Source organism: Prescottella sp. D32 (assembly GCF_037287305.1).
GTDB classification, from domain to species: Bacteria; Actinomycetota; Actinomycetes; order Mycobacteriales; family Mycobacteriaceae; genus Prescottella; species Prescottella equi.
In genome coordinates this window covers 738,522-752,327 of record NZ_JARBSW010000002.1, presented here as the reverse complement: position 1 = coordinate 752,327, position 13,806 = coordinate 738,522, and the positions used below count along the sequence as shown (strand labels likewise).

At 69.5% G+C, this 13,806-nt stretch carries 15 protein-coding genes; 10 read left to right on the top strand and 5 right to left on the bottom strand.

Features of this window, described 5'->3' with window-relative positions; translation table 11 throughout:
• Positions 1 to 8 precede the first annotated feature (8 nt).
• Positions 9 to 1,832, top strand: coding sequence for a siderophore-interacting protein (locus PSS76_RS13230; RefSeq protein WP_337456251.1), 1,824 nt, complete (start codon positions 9 to 11; stop codon positions 1,830 to 1,832).
• A 50-nt stretch (positions 1,833 to 1,882) separates the two neighbouring features.
• Here the strand turns inward: PSS76_RS13230 and PSS76_RS13225 are convergent, their stop codons facing one another.
• Entirely contained in the window at positions 1,883 to 3,235 is a 1,353-nt protein-coding gene (locus PSS76_RS13225) for an MFS transporter (RefSeq protein WP_337456250.1), read from the bottom strand.
• Between the two features lie 190 nt (positions 3,236 to 3,425).
• On the opposite strand from PSS76_RS13225, the gene PSS76_RS13220 reads away from it, so the two are divergent.
• Together PSS76_RS13220 and PSS76_RS13215 are read left to right on the top strand one after the other, a co-directional pair.
• Positions 3,426 to 3,920, top strand: coding sequence for a glutathione peroxidase (locus tag PSS76_RS13220; protein WP_005515420.1), 495 nt, complete (start codon positions 3,426 to 3,428; stop codon positions 3,918 to 3,920).
• Positions 3,921 to 4,020: 100 nt separating this feature from the next.
• On the top strand, positions 4,021 to 4,725 hold the full coding sequence (locus PSS76_RS13215) for a DUF2334 domain-containing protein (RefSeq protein ID WP_022594208.1): 705 nt from the start codon (positions 4,021 to 4,023) through the stop codon (positions 4,723 to 4,725).
• A gap of 10 nt (positions 4,726 to 4,735) precedes the next feature.
• On the opposite strand, the gene PSS76_RS13210 is transcribed toward PSS76_RS13215, so the two are convergent.
• Complete coding sequence (locus tag PSS76_RS13210; protein ID WP_084865825.1) at positions 4,736 to 5,482, bottom strand: TetR/AcrR family transcriptional regulator; 747 nt, start codon at positions 5,480 to 5,482, stop codon at positions 4,736 to 4,738.
• Positions 5,483 to 5,566: 84 nt separating this feature from the next.
• Between PSS76_RS13210 and PSS76_RS13205 the strand changes: the two genes are divergently transcribed.
• Entirely contained in the window at positions 5,567 to 5,944 is a 378-nt protein-coding gene (locus PSS76_RS13205; protein WP_022594211.1) for a VOC family protein, read from the top strand.
• Between the two features lie 13 nt (positions 5,945 to 5,957).
• On the opposite strand, the gene PSS76_RS13200 is transcribed toward PSS76_RS13205, so the two are convergent.
• A complete protein-coding gene (locus PSS76_RS13200) occupies positions 5,958 to 6,605 on the bottom strand; it encodes an MBL fold metallo-hydrolase (protein WP_013414945.1) in 648 nt (215 codons plus the stop codon).
• Positions 6,606 to 6,746: 141 nt separating this feature from the next.
• Here PSS76_RS13200 and purS point away from each other — a divergent pair, with 141 nt between their 5' ends.
• Together purS and purQ are read left to right on the top strand one after the other, a co-directional pair.
• Positions 6,747 to 6,983, top strand: coding sequence for a phosphoribosylformylglycinamidine synthase subunit PurS (purS, locus tag PSS76_RS13195; RefSeq protein ID WP_013414946.1), 237 nt, complete (start codon positions 6,747 to 6,749; stop codon positions 6,981 to 6,983).
• Positions 6,980 to 7,657 (top strand): phosphoribosylformylglycinamidine synthase subunit PurQ, encoded by a 678-nt coding sequence (gene purQ, locus PSS76_RS13190; RefSeq protein WP_005515409.1) that lies wholly within the window; start codon positions 6,980 to 6,982, stop codon positions 7,655 to 7,657. Before purS ends, purQ begins: the two co-directional genes overlap by 4 nt.
• 150 nt (positions 7,658 to 7,807) lie before the next feature.
• Here purQ and PSS76_RS13185 read toward each other — a convergent pair whose 3' ends face one another.
• Together PSS76_RS13185 and PSS76_RS13180 are read right to left on the bottom strand one after the other, a co-directional pair.
• On the bottom strand, positions 7,808 to 8,518 hold the full coding sequence (locus tag PSS76_RS13185; RefSeq protein ID WP_084979465.1) for a response regulator: 711 nt from the start codon (positions 8,516 to 8,518) through the stop codon (positions 7,808 to 7,810).
• Positions 8,515 to 10,125 carry a sensor histidine kinase gene (locus PSS76_RS13180; RefSeq protein ID WP_175272084.1) on the bottom strand — a complete coding sequence of 537 codons (1,611 nt, stop codon included), beginning with the start codon at positions 10,123 to 10,125 and terminating at the stop codon, positions 8,515 to 8,517. Before PSS76_RS13180 ends, PSS76_RS13185 begins: the two co-directional genes overlap by 4 nt.
• Positions 10,126 to 10,300: 175 nt before the next feature.
• On the opposite strand from PSS76_RS13180, the gene PSS76_RS13175 reads away from it, so the two are divergent.
• Genes PSS76_RS13175 through PSS76_RS13160 form a run of 4 tightly spaced genes read left to right on the top strand, consistent with a single transcriptional unit; the run spans position 10,301 to position 13,767 of the window.
• Positions 10,301 to 11,728 carry a C4-dicarboxylate transporter DctA gene (locus PSS76_RS13175; protein WP_005515406.1) on the top strand — a complete coding sequence of 476 codons (1,428 nt, stop codon included), beginning with the start codon at positions 10,301 to 10,303 and terminating at the stop codon, positions 11,726 to 11,728.
• Positions 11,729 to 11,780: 52 nt separating this feature from the next.
• Entirely contained in the window at positions 11,781 to 12,908 is a 1,128-nt protein-coding gene (locus PSS76_RS13170; protein ID WP_044990507.1) for an NAD(P)H-dependent amine dehydrogenase family protein, read from the top strand.
• Complete coding sequence (locus tag PSS76_RS13165; protein WP_005515404.1) at positions 12,905 to 13,384, top strand: carboxymuconolactone decarboxylase family protein; 480 nt, start codon at positions 12,905 to 12,907, stop codon at positions 13,382 to 13,384. Before PSS76_RS13170 ends, PSS76_RS13165 begins: the two co-directional genes overlap by 4 nt.
• 32 nt (positions 13,385 to 13,416) lie before the next feature.
• Entirely contained in the window at positions 13,417 to 13,767 is a 351-nt protein-coding gene (locus tag PSS76_RS13160) for a VOC family protein (protein ID WP_005515403.1), read from the top strand.
• Positions 13,768 to 13,806: the final 39 nt, after the last annotated feature.

Below are 13,806 nucleotides of genomic sequence, written 5' to 3'. Positions count from 1 at the left end.
GTTCTACGATGGCAGCGACCGTTCGTGAGGTCGAGGTGTTTCCGATCTGCATCCGCGAGGTGGAGGTACTTCGCGTCGAGGACGTGACACCGGGAATGCGCCGGGTGATCGTGGGCGGTTCCGCGATGGACAGTCACGTTCGTGACGGTGTCCGACTGCCCGCGGTGTGCACCAACGGTTTCGACGACGACGTCAAGCTGCTCCCGGTCGATCCGCAGACCGGTGCCCTGCCGTTCGACGTCCCGCGGAACACCGACACCGGTGCGGTCGACTGGCCGGCCGGATCGTTCCAGTACAGCCGGACCTACACGGTGCGCAGTTACGACGCCGACACCCGGGAGATGGCGATCGACTTCGCCGAGCACGAGGGAGGTTTGGCCTCGGACTGGGCGTACCGCGTCAGCCCGGGCGAGACGATCCTCATGGCCGGCCCCAAGCACTCGGCGAGCCTGCCGCGGGAGGCCGAGTGGATGCTCGTCGCCGGCGACCAGACTGCGCTGCCCGCCATCGCCCGCTGCCTCGAGATGCTCCCCGCGGACATGCCCGCGACGGTAGTGATCGAGGTGGCCGAGCCTTCGCACCGTCAGGAACTGAAGTCCGAGGCGCCGGTCGAGATCACGTGGTTGTTCCGCTCCGAGAACGGCGGAAAGTCGCGGCTGGTCGAGACCGTCCAGGCGGCGCAGTGGCGTCCGGGTCAGCCGTACCTGTGGGTCGCGGGCGAGGCGCTGACGATCAAACCGCTGCGGCGGTGGGCGAAGCAGGACAGGGCGATCCCCAAGCAGTTCGTCGAGATCACGGGGTACTGGCGGCAGCGTGAGGTTCCCCGGACCGAAGGGACGTCCGGTGAAGGCGAGGCGACGCCGGACGCCTACAGCGAGCTTCACGAGATGTCGGAACTGTTGCCGCCGTTCGTGATCAGAACAGCGGTCACCGTCGGGGTGTTCGCCGCGATCGAGGGCGGAGCGGCGACCCCGGCGCGTATCGCGGCGGTGTGCGAGACCCACCCGGATGCCACCGCGAAACTGCTGCGCCATCTGGTGGCGATGAACCTCCTGACGGTCGACGGTGACCGGTTCGGCCTCACCGAGATGGGCGAGATCCTCGCCGACCCCGACACCTTCGCCAGCCAGGCGTTGCACTTCGGGAAGATTCACACCCGTCTCGACATGGCATTCCTGGGACTGCTCGAGGCCGTGCGGACCGGTGCGCCCGCCCCCGGGCACGGATTCGCCGACAAGGCACGGGAGCCCGGCTTCGTCGAGGACTTCCACGAGGAGGCGGCGGCGGGCGCGGTCTACCGGGCGCCGGCCCTGCCCGACGCCGTCGACCTCGACGGCGTACGCACGGTCGCGATCTACGGAGAGGGCGCCGGCGTCTATGCCGACACCCTCGCCCGCGTGCGGCCCGACCTCGACATCGCGCTCGTCGGACTGCCCGCGGCGAACGACCGGAACATCGCGGACGTGGCGCAGTCCCGGCGTGCCCGGATCCGGCGCGTCGACCGGAGCGAGTTCACGCCGCTCGACGACGTCGTCGACCTGGTCGTGGCGGTGGACGTCGTCGACGCTCACCCCGATCCGGACGCGCGGATGCTGATCGGCGTGCTGGGCGCCTCGGGCCGCCGCGTGGTGCTCGTGACGGATCTACTGGATCCCTCGACGGACGACGACCACGAGACCGAGAGCGATCTGCTGCGGTTGTGCCTGTACGGGTCCGGCCGGCGCACCGAGGCCGAGATCCGGGCTCTGGTAGTCGATGCCGGCTGTGGGACAACGCGATTCGGGGCGATCGGCTGGGGATCGACCATCGTCGAGTTCGCCGGCGTGCAGTGACGGAGGGGCGGTGCCACCCGATCCGGTGGCACCGCCCCTCCGCTGTGTGGTCAGGCTTTCGCGACGAGATCCTGGTCGGTGCCGACCGCCACCGCGCGCTTCTTGGCGAGCGTCTCCTTCGACAGGTAGACGGCGAGCGCGGACAGCGCGGTGAGCGCGACGAAGTACCACGCGATGTTGCTGGTGCCACCGTCGTTGCCGAGGCCGAACAGCCAGTTGCACATCAGTGGGGCGGTGCCGGCGCCGAGGACCGAGCCCATCTGGAAGGTGAGCGAGACGCCCGTGTAGCGGTCGGCGGTGTCGAACTTCTCGGCGAGGAACGCGCCGATCGGGCCGTACATCGACGCCTGGATGATCGGGTTGCCCACCAGGAAGCCGATCGCGACGAGCCAGTAGCTGCCCGAGTTGAACATCGCGAACATCGGGAACACCAGCACGATCGAGACGGCCGCACCGGCCAGCATCACCTTGCGGCGACCGTGGCGGTCGGACAGCCACGCGAAGAACGGAATGGCGAAGATGTGCACGAAGCTCGAGAATGTGAGCATGTACAGCGCGTCCTGACGCGGCATCGTGCCCTGCGCGGCGATGTGCGGCACCATCCACACCGCCAGCATCGCCTGCATGAACAGCGGTCCGGCCGACGCGAGGATGCCGTACACGGTGGATGCGGGGTACTTCCTGAGGACGCGCAGGATCGGCGTGCCGGTGTGGACCTCACCCGCGGCACGGGCCTTCGCGAAGTCGGGGGACTCGGTGACGCGGTAACGCATGAACAGGCCGACGATCACGAGCGTCGCCGACAGCAGGAACGGCACACGCCAGCCCCAACTGAAGAAGGCGTCGTCGGGCAGACCCGAGAAGAGAGCGAGCACCAGCGTCGCGAGGACGGAACCGGTGGGGCCGCCCGCGACCGCAATCGACGCCGCGAAGCCGCGCTTGCCCGCGCCCACGTGCTCGGCCGCCATCAGCGTCGCACCCGCCCACTCGCCGCCGACCGCGAGACCCTGGACGACGCGGAGCGCGACCAGAATCAGCGGCGCGGCCACACCGATCGAGGCGTAGGTCGGCATGAGACCGATCGCGACGGACACGAGACCCATCATCAACAGCGTGATGACGAGAATGTTCTTGCGGCCGAACTTGTCGCCGAAGTGTCCGAACAGGACGCCGCCGACGGGCCGCGAGACGTAGCCGGCCAGCAGGATGACGAACGAGAGCGTGGATCCCAGAACGGGATCCATCGTGTCCGGGAAGAACAGCTTCGGAAACACCAGGCCGGCCGCTGCTCCGTAGAGAAGGAAGTCGTAGTACTCGACCGTCGATCCCAGGAAGCTGGAGATCAGGGCACGGCGCGAGTCCTTCGGAGCCGGCTCCGTATACGTCGTGTCTCGAGGTTGCATTGCGCTCCTTCAGCAGGCGACCACGTCGGTCGACGGCTGAAAGCGTCGATTGCGGTGTGCGTCACATCAACGAGACGTTCCGCACAACGGCACGGCCCCGTTTGCCACCTGCCGGAACGGACACTTACGACATTCGGCAGGCGCGGGTACGGTTCCCTCTCCGGCGTCCGGATTTCGCTAGGTTGGGGCCATGACGACTCCGTTGCAGAACCTCGAAATCAACACCCTCGGCGGCGTGCCGACCAGCCTCGGCGAATACGGCGGGCGCGCACTGCTCGTGGTCAACGTGGCCTCCAAGTGCGGGCTCACCCCGCAGTACACGGCCCTCGAAAAGCTGGCGTCGGAGTACGCCGAGCGCGGCCTCACGGTCATCGGCATCCCGTGCAACCAGTTCATGGGCCAGGAACCGGGCACCCCCGAAGAGATCCAGACCTTCTGCTCCACCACGTACGGCGTCACCTTCCCCCTGATGGAGAAGGTCGACGTCAACGGCGAGAACCGGCACCCGATCTATGCCGAGCTGACCGAGACCGCGGACGCCGACGGCGAGGCCGGCGACATCCAGTGGAACTTCGAGAAGTTCCTCATCGCGCCCGACGGCACCGTCGTCAACCGGTTCCGTCCGCGCACCGAGCCCGACGCCCCCGAGGTGATCGCGGCGATCGAGGCCGTGCTGCCCCGATAGGCGGCTGCGCCACCCGTGCGCCTTTTCGGTAGCCAGAACTACCAGAAGGGCGCACGGGCGCGTAAGCGCCCGTTCACCTACGGGTGTCACCCTCGAAGACATGACCGGACAGGTGATCGTGTCGGTGTCGGGGATCAGGGACGAGACGGTGCAGGTGGTCGCCGACTTCGCGGCCGAGATGGACCGCAGGTCGGTTCCGCTGTCGCTGCTCGTGGCGCCGCGCCTGAAGGACAAGTACCGGTTGGTCTCGGACGCCGTCACGCAGGACTGGCTGCGCGGTCGACGCGACCGCGGTGACGCCATCGTGTTGCACGGCTACGACCAGGCCGCGACCAAGCGTCGGCGCGCCGAGTTCGCGGTGCTACCCGAGCACGAGGCGCGCCTGCGCCTGCTCGCCGCCGACCGGGTGCTCGAGGAGGTCGGTCTGCGCACCCGACTGTTCGCGCCGCCGCGCTGGGTCGCCTCCCCGGGCGCCGTCGCGGTGCTGCCGAACGTCGGCTTCCGGTTGCTGGCCGGCATGACGAGTGTCCGCGACCTCGCGCACGACACCGGGGTGCGCAGTCACGTCATCGGGGTGGGCGACGGCTTCCGCGCCGAGCCGTGGCGGTGCCGGGCGATGGTGCTCGGCGCCTCCCGCGGCGCCCGACGTGGGCGCCTGGTGCGCCTGGCGGTCTCCGCGAAACAACTCGGCAGGCCAGGGCCGCGGCAGGCCGTGCTCGACGCCGTGGACCTCGCACTGCACCACGGTGCCGTCCCCGGCGTCTACCGGTGGCCACTGGTCGAAGGGGTGCGCGGGGCGGCGTGAGACGTCGGCGCTACTCGTCCGACGACCCGCCCCGCGCGGCGTGGACGAGAGGTTCGAGGGCGTCCAGCACGCGCTCCAGCCCGAACTCCCAAGCGAACTCGGGGCTGTACGCCGAGTTCATCGCTTGACCGGCGGCCTCGCCGACGCGTTGCGCGAGCGGGAAATCGTCGCCCAGATACCCGGCCAATCGTTCGCCGGCGGTCGCCCAGAGTTCCGCCATGTCGGCGGCGCGGGGGTCGGGGCGCCGTGCTCGCGCGGACGCGCGCACGAAGTCGGTGACGAACGTCAGTGCGGCGTCCCGTTCCAGGTCGGTGATCCCCGTTCCGTCGAACGCGTGCAGTTCGTGGTCGTACTTGGCGATCGTTCCGGGGCCGAACGCCGTCCGCTCGTCGGTCACGTCCAGTAGCCACCAGTGCTGCGTGCACAGCGTCATCTCCGTCTCGGCGACCTGCCGGACGCGCTCCCGCCACTCGTCGCTGGTGTACGCCGCGCGCGGGCGGGTCCCGTGTACCGCGTCGACCATCAGGACCAGCAGATCGTCGCGGGATCCGACGTGCGTGTACAGCGCCATCGCGGAGATGCCGAGGTCGGCCGCGAGGCGCCGCACAGTGACGGCCTCGAGTCCCTCGGCGTCGGCGATCGCGACAGCGGCCTCCACCGCCTGACCGGTGCTCACTTTCGCTCGCGGCCCGCGAGTCCCGCCGCGTGGCGCGTCGGGGTGATCGCGCCACAGCAGGTCGATCAGGTCGCGGGCCACCGGTCACCTCCGCGGGTGGGAACAAACGAACACCCGCCATACGTTATGCGGTGCATAAGGTTTCTCTCGATCGTGGAGGTGTGCATGAAGATCACCGGTACTGCGCTGTCCCTGAACGTCGCCGATCCCGCCGCGTCGGCTGATTTCGCCGAGACCCACTTCGGTTTCACCGAGGCCATGGCGAGCGACGGCTTCGTGTCGCTCGAGCATCCGAGTGCGGGAATGAACGTGATCTTCCTGCGCACCGGCCTGGAGACGTTCAAGCCGGCCGCCGTCGCCGGTCCCGCCGGGCAGGGCCTGCTGATCGTGTTCGTCGTCGAGGACATCGATCGCGAGTTCGCGCGCATCGCGGCCGCGGGGGCAACCGTCGTCACCACACCGGAGACCGAGCCGTGGGGCGAGCGCTACTGCCAGTTCGTCGACCCCAACGGGATCGTCTGGCAACTGGTGCAGTGGGTGTGAACCGGACGTCGGGTCAGGACACCTCGACGCTCGACTCCTCCGGCAGCACACGGAACTCCGTTCCGCCCGGGCCCATCTCGGTGAGCCGGCCGTAGTAGATGCCGCGAGCCTCCTGCGCCACCACCCCCTGGTGGATCGGGACCGCCACGCGCGGGTGCACGGCACGAAGGTAGTCGACGGACTCGGAGATCTTCAGCCACGGTGCTGCGGCCGGGACCGCGAGCACGTCGACCTTCTGCTCCGGCACGAACAACGAGTCGCCCGGATGCATCAGCTTGGCCGGGTTCTCGGCGTCGCCCAGCAGGTACGCGGTGTTGTCGATCAGCGGGATCTCCGGGTGGATCACCGCGTGCGTGCCGCCGGTGCCGGTCACCTGCACCTCGCCGACGTTGAACACGTCGCCCGGGTACACCGCCGTCCACGCGTCGCCGAGCAGCGCCGTCGTCTGCGGATCCGCGTACAACCCGGCGCCGGGGTTCGCGTCGACCAGCGCGGGCAGGCGCGCGGGATCGGCATGATCGGGATGCTGGTGCGTGATCAGGATGGCGTCGAGACCCGTGATGCCCTCGAACCCGTGGGAGAAGTTCCCCGGATCGAACAGGATCTTTGCGCCGTCGAGTTCCACCAGGACACAGGAATGGCCGAAGTGCGTCAGTCGCATGAGACGAGTATGCGGGATCACACCCGACGGTGGGGGTGGCGTCCGACGTCACTCGGTGCGGGAGCGGGCCGGGCTGCCCGGTAAACTCCTGGATGCCCGGTGCGATCCCGGGCGGAAACCAGCCATAGCGAGGAGCAGCACGTGGCCCGTGTCGTTGTCGATGTCATGCCCAAGGCCGAAATTCTCGACCCGCAGGGGCAGGCCATTGTCGGGGCGCTGTCCCGACTCGGTCATGCCGGCGTGTCGGATGTTCGCCAGGGTAAGCGATTCGAACTCGAGGTCGACGACACCGTCAGCGACGACGAGCTCGCCACCATCGCCGAGTCGCTGCTGGCGAACACGGTGATCGAGGACTGGAAGGTCACCCGAGTCCAGTGAGTGCACGCATCGGAGTCATCACGTTCCCGGGCACGCTCGACGACGTCGACGCGTCCCGCGCGGTTCGTCTCGCCGGCGGCGAGGCCGTCAGCCTGTGGCACGGCGACGCCGACCTGAAGGGTGTGGACGCGGTCATCGTGCCCGGTGGCTTCTCCTACGGCGACTACCTGCGATGCGGTGCCATCGCCCGCTTCGCGCCCGTCATGGGAGAGGTGGTGAAGGCCGCCGCGGGTGGCATGCCGGTCCTCGGCATCTGCAACGGCTTCCAGGTCCTGTGCGAGGCCGGGCTGCTGCCGGGCGCCCTGACCCGCAACGCCGGCCTGCACTTCGTGTGCCGCGACCAGTGGCTGAAGGTCGAGTCCAACTCGACGGCATGGTCGTCGCGCTACGAGGCGGGCGCCGAGATCCTGGTCCCGCTCAAGTCCGGCGAGGGCCGCTACCAGGCGTCCGAGCAGGTGCTCGACGAGCTCGAGGGTGAGGGCCGCGTGGTGTTCCGCTACGCCGGTGACAACCCCAACGGCTCGCAGCGCGGCATCGCCGGCATCGCGTCGGCCAACGGCCGCGTCGTCGGCCTCATGCCGCACCCCGAGCACGCCACCGAGGCTCTCACCGGCCCGAGCGACGACGGACTCGGCATGTTCTACTCCGTCCTGGAGAGCGTCCTGACGGCCTGACCGGCACGACGTCCGGCCCCGAGCCCTACCCGCGGTCGCCGCAGCCCACTCGATACCGAGCGGCTGCGGCGACCGTGTCGTTTCCGGGGCCCGTCCCGGGCTCTTCCGGGGCTCGCCCCGGGCTCTTCCGGGGCTCGCCCCGGGCTCGCGCTACCGGATCGGACCGGAAGACGCCGCCCAGGTGTACCGCACCTGGGGACGCCCGGCGCGACCGTACTCGGTCTCTCGTGTGAGCACGCCGTCGTCGGCGAAGCGCTCGAGATAGCGCCATGCCGTGACCCGGGAGACCCCGACGGCGGCGGCGACCTCCGCCGCCGTCAACGCCCGACCGGCGTCGCGGACGCACGCACTGATCAGGTCCGCGGTGTGCGGGGCGACACCCTTCGGGGCGCCGGCGCGCGCATCGGTGGTGCGGAGGACGGCCATGGCGCGATCGATGTCGCGCTGGCTCACCGCCGTCCCACCCTCGGGGAGGGCGGCGCGGAACTGCCGGTAGTGCTCGAGCTTCTCGCGGAGCGCCGCGAACGTGAACGGCTTGAGCAGGTACAGCACCACCCCGCGCGCCACCGCGGTCCGCACGACGTCGAGATCGCGGGCGGAGGTGACGGCGATGATGCCGGGGCTGGGGCGCACACCGCCGAGCGTGACCGCCAGATCGAGACCGCTCGCGTCGGGCAGACCGATGTCGAGCAGGACGAGGTCCACCGGCTCCCCGGCGGCCGCGGCGTCGGCCACGGCCCGCATCGCGTCCTTCGCGGTGTGCGCCACCGCGTGCACCGAGAAGCCCTCGGCCCGTTCGACATACGAACGGTGCGCCTCGGCGATCAGCACCTCGTCCTCGACGATCAGCACCCGGATCATCGATCCTCGACCTCCCCGGAATCGTGACGTCGCGCCCGGCGCGGCAGCGGGACCTCGACCACCAGCATGCCCGCGAGCGAGGGCTCGGTGTGCAGACGGCCACCGTGTCGCGTGACGATCTGCGCGACCAGCGCCAGCCCCAGACCGCGCTGTCGGGCCGGTCGTCCGTCCACCGGTTTGGTGGAGTACCCGCGTGTCGTCGCCTGGGCGAGGGCGTCGGGATCCATACCCGGGCCGCTGTCGGCCACCCGGATCACCAGCATCGAATCCTCTTCCGTCACCGTCACTTCCACCCAGGGGCGGGCGTCGCCCTCCGATCGAGCGGCGTCGATCGCGTTGTCCACCAGATTGCCGACCACCGTGACGAGTTCGAGTGGTCCGAGCGCCGTCGCCGGTCCCAGCGCGGTGTCCTCGGTGACGGTCAGTTCGACACCCTGCTGCGCCGCCTCGGTCACCTTGCCGAGCAGCAGCGCGGCCAGCGCGGGTTCGTGTACGGCCGCGGTGAGCCGGTCGATGAGGTGCTGTGAGGTGGTGAGTTCGGCGGTCGTGAACGCGACGGCCTCGTCGGTGCGGCCCAGCTCGACCATCGTGACGATCGTGTGCAGGCGGTTCGCGTACTCGTGCGCCTGTGCGCGCAGCGACTCCGCGACGCTGCGCGCGGAATCGAGTTCGCCCAGGACACTTTGCAACTCGGTGTGGTCGCGCAGTGTCACCACGGTCCCGATCCGTCGACCCTCCCACAGGACGGGAGCCCGGCCCACCACCAGCAGCCGGTCGGCGGTCACGTGCACCTCGTCCTGTTCGCCGTCGGCGTCGGGGCCGATGCGCCGCAGCGTCTCGGGCAGCTGGTCCGGCGTGATCGGACCGTCGGGCAGCCACAGCAGGCGTCGCGCCTCGTCGTTCACGACGTCCACGCGGACCCGCCCGTCGCGATCGCGACCGAACACGATCAGGCCCTCGCCGATCGACCGGAGCACCGCGTCGTGGTGCTCGTACAGTCGGCGCAACTGGTCGGGGTCGAGTCCGAGGGTCTGCCGGCGCAGGCGACGGCTCACCAGAGCGGCGCCGACGGCCGCGATCACCACCGCGACCGCGGCGATCCCCAACATCGAGGGCACCCCCTGTGCGAACTGCTCACCGACGCGCTCACGCGTGACACCCACCGACACCAGACCCACCACTTGCCCGTCCGACTCCACCGGAGCGACCGCGCGGATCGACGGCCCGAGCGAACCGGTGTACGTCTCGGTGAACGTCTCGCCGGCCAGGGCCTGCTCGATGTGGCCCTCGAAACGCTGCCCGATCAGCGTCGGGTCCGGGTGCGTGAAACGCGTGCGGTCGGGTGCCATGACGACGATGAAGTCCGTCCCGGTCGCGTCCCGGATGCGTTCGACCTCGGGCTGGAGCGCTGAGGTCGGGTCGGGGCCACGCAGCGCGGCGATCGTCGCGTCGGACAGTGCGAGGGTCTCTGCGACGTGTGTCACCTCGCGGCGGGTGGCGTCGTCGGAGTCCCGCCGTTCGTCGATGATCGCGAACGCCGATCCGGCCGCGATGACCAGCGCCAACACCACCAGCTGCAGGAGGAGTAGCTGACGCGCGACGCTCATCGGTCGGCGGGAGGTGCCGAGGGGCACGTGAATCCTCTCGTGAAACTAATGAACACAAACTTCTCCGCGGCCTCGTCGGGTACCAGCATTCACAAGCGAGTCGGCGTGACCCCGATCACTCGAAGATCAACCGAGTCGACTCGTCGCGCAATCCATCCGACCAAGAGGACACCGCATGAGCACGAGTGCAGCAGGGACGCCGGGGCCGGCGCAACCCGTCGAGAGCAAGAAGACGCGTGACCGTACGCACTGGCTCTACGTCGGCGTCGTGGTCGCCGTCGTCGCCGGTGTACTCGTCGGCTGGCTCGCGCCGGACGCGGGCAAGTCGCTCGGCGTGCTCGGCACGATGTTCGTGGACCTGATCAAGATGATGATCAGCCCGGTGATCTTCTGCACCATCGTGCTCGGCATCGGCTCGGTGCGCGCGGCCGCGAGCGTCGGCAAGGTCGGTGGCCTCGCCCTCGCGTACTTCATCGGCATGTCCACCGTCGCGCTCGGCATCGGCCTGGTCGTCGGCAACCTGCTCAACCCGGGCAGCGGGCTCGACATCACGCCGGACACCGCGAGCACCGGGGCCGCGCTCGCCGAGAAGGCACACGCGGCGGGCGGCACGATGGACTTCGTCGCGTCGATCATCCCGACGTCGCTGCTGTCGTCGCTCACCGCGGGCAGCGTGCTGCAGACCCTGTTCGTCGCGCTGCTCGTCGGCTTCGGACTGCAGGCGATGGGCAAGCAGGGCGAGCCCGTGCTCCGCGGCATCGGCTACGTGCAGAAGCTGGTCTTCAAGGTGCTGTCGATGATCCTGTGGCTGGCGCCGATCGGTGCCTTCGGCGCGATCGCCAACGTCGTCGGGCAGACCGGACTCGGGGCCGTCGTCCAGCTGGGTGCGCTCATGCTCGGCTTCTACCTGACGTGCCTGATCTTCGTGTTCGGCGTCCTGGGCAGCATCCTGCGGGCTTTCGCCGGGATCTCGATCTTCAAGTTGGTGCGCTACCTCGCCCGCGAGTACCTGCTGATCTTCGCGACCTCGTCGTCGGAGTCCGCGTTGCCCCGGCTCATCGCGAAGATGGAGCACGTCGGCGTCGAGCGCACCACCGTCGGCGTCGTGGTGCCCACCGGGTACTCGTTCAACCTCGACGGCACCGCGATCTACCTGACGATGGCGTCGATCTTCATCGCCGACGCCATGGGACAACCGCTGGCCCTGCCCGAACAGCTGTCGCTGCTGGTGTTCATGATCATCGCGTCGAAGGGTGCGGCAGGCGTCAGCGGCGCCGGACTGGCCACCCTCGCGGGCGGTCTGCAGAGCCATCGACCCGAACTCCTCGACGGCGTCGGCCTCATCGTCGGTATCGACCGTTTCATGTCGGAAGCCCGTGCCGTCACCAACTTCTCGGGCAACGCCGTCGCCACCCTGCTCGTCGGCACCTGGACCAAGTCCGTCGACACCGAGCGGGTCCGGGCCGTCCTCGACGGTGAGATTCCGTTCGACGAATCGACCATGGTGGACGACCACGACCCGCAGTCGCCGGCGGACGAGGCACCGGCCCGGCCGACCGTCGTGCCCACCACGGCCGCCGATCGCGAACTGGCCAGCGCCTGACGTATGCCCGAACCGGTCACACGGCGTCCCGACCTTCGCTAGCGTGCCGCGCATGATCACCACCGCCGTCTGGGGCACCGGCAACGTCGGACGCGCGGCGATCCGCGCCGTGCACGCCAATCCCCGCCTGCAGTTGTCCGCGGTCGTCGTGCACGACCCCGCCAAGGTGGGCCGCGACGCCGGCGACCTCGGGGACGTCGGCGTCGACACGGGCGTGTCGGCCACCGACGACGTCGAGGCGGTCCTCGCGTCCCGGCCCGACGCGGTCGTGTACGCGGCGTCCGGCGACATCCGCCCCGACGACGCGCTCGCCGACATCGTGCGCATCCTGCGCACGGGCGCGGTGGTGGTGACGCCGTCGGTGTACGCGCTGTACGACCACCGCAGCGCGCCGCCGGAGGTGCGGCAACCGGTGCTCGACGCGATCGGCGCGGCGGGCGGGTCGCTGTTCGTCTCCGGGGTCGATCCGGGCTGGGGCAACGACGTCCTGCCGCTGTTGCTCAGCGGTCTGGGGTCCGTCGTGGACGTGCTCCGCTGCCAGGAGATCTTCGACTACTCCACGTACGACCAGCCCGACTCGGTGCGCTATCTCGTCGGGATGGGCCAGCCGATGGACTACGAACCGCCGATGATCGCGCCGTCGGTGCCGACCATGGTGTGGGGTGGGCAGATCCGGCTGATGGCGCGGGCGCTCGGTGTCGATCTCGACGAGATCCGCGAGACCGTGCAGCGGCGGCCCCTCGAGTCCGACGTCACCACCGCGACGATGGGTGATTTCGCGGCCGGCACCCAGGGCGCGCTGCGCTTCGAGGTGCAGGGCGTCGTCGGGGGAGTGCCGCGGATCGTCGTCGAGCACGTCACCAGGATCCACCCCTCGTGCGCGACCGACTGGCCGATGCCGCCCGACGGTGGCGCCGGAGCGCACCGGGTGATCGTCGAGGGCCGGCCGCGGATCGAGGTCTCCGTGGAGGCCACCGACGAGGGCGGTAGCCGGGCTGCGGGCGGCAACGCGACGGCTGTCGGACGCCTCGTGGGCGCGATCGACTGGCTCGTCGAAGCCGAACCGGGACTGTACGACGCCCTCGACGTGCCGCTACGGCCTACGCCCGCACTGGGATTTTCGGCGACAGGACCCGCCGCGGCGGGCACACTGGGGGCAACCGGAAGGATCGAGCAATGAGAATCGACATTCCCGAGGGCAAGGACCCGGTCGGCTACGTGTGGGGCGAACTGGTGCCCGAGATCGGCATCCCCGCGTCCAAACTGTCGCTGGCGGTCTACGCGAAATCCACACTGGGACTGCGCGAATTCGAGGCCGCGCGGCTGCGTATCGCCCAGATCAACGGCTGCATCGTGTGCATGGACTGGCGCACGGACCGCGACGGCGAGAAGGTCGAGGACGGATTCTTCGAGGCCGTCGAGAACTGGCGCACCACAGATGCGTTCGACGACCGGACCCGCCTGGCCGCCGAGTACGCGCAGCGGTACGCGCTCGATCACCACAACCTCGACGACGAGTTCTGGGCGCGGATGACCGAGCACTACAGCCAGCGCGAGATCGTTGAGCTGAGCATGTGCATCGGGTCGTGGATCGCGTCCGGGCGCCTCAACCACGTCCTCGGCCTCGACACGGTGTGCGCGCTGCCGGAACTCTGACGCTTGTCGGACCCACGCGCTAGCGTCCGGTCATGGCACTCACACTCGGCATGATCACGATCGACTCCACCGACCCCGGACCGCTCGCGAAGTGGTGGGCGGACCTCACCGGCGGCACGATCGAGCAGGAGAACGACGGCTGGTTCTACATGGTCGGAATCCCCGGCTGGAACCAGAAACTGGGCTTCCAGAAGGTGGACGACCCCACCCCCGGCAAGAACCGCCAGCACATGGACCTCGGTTCGGGCGATCTCGACGCCGAGGTCGAGCGGGTCCTCGCGGCCGGCGCCACCGAGGTGCACCGCGAGAACATGGACGGCTTCCGCTGGGTCACGTTCGCCGACCCCCAGGGCAACCAGTTCTGCGTCTCGGGAGCCCACTGAGTCGTCTCGGGAGCTCACTGAGTCCGGAACGCGGTACTG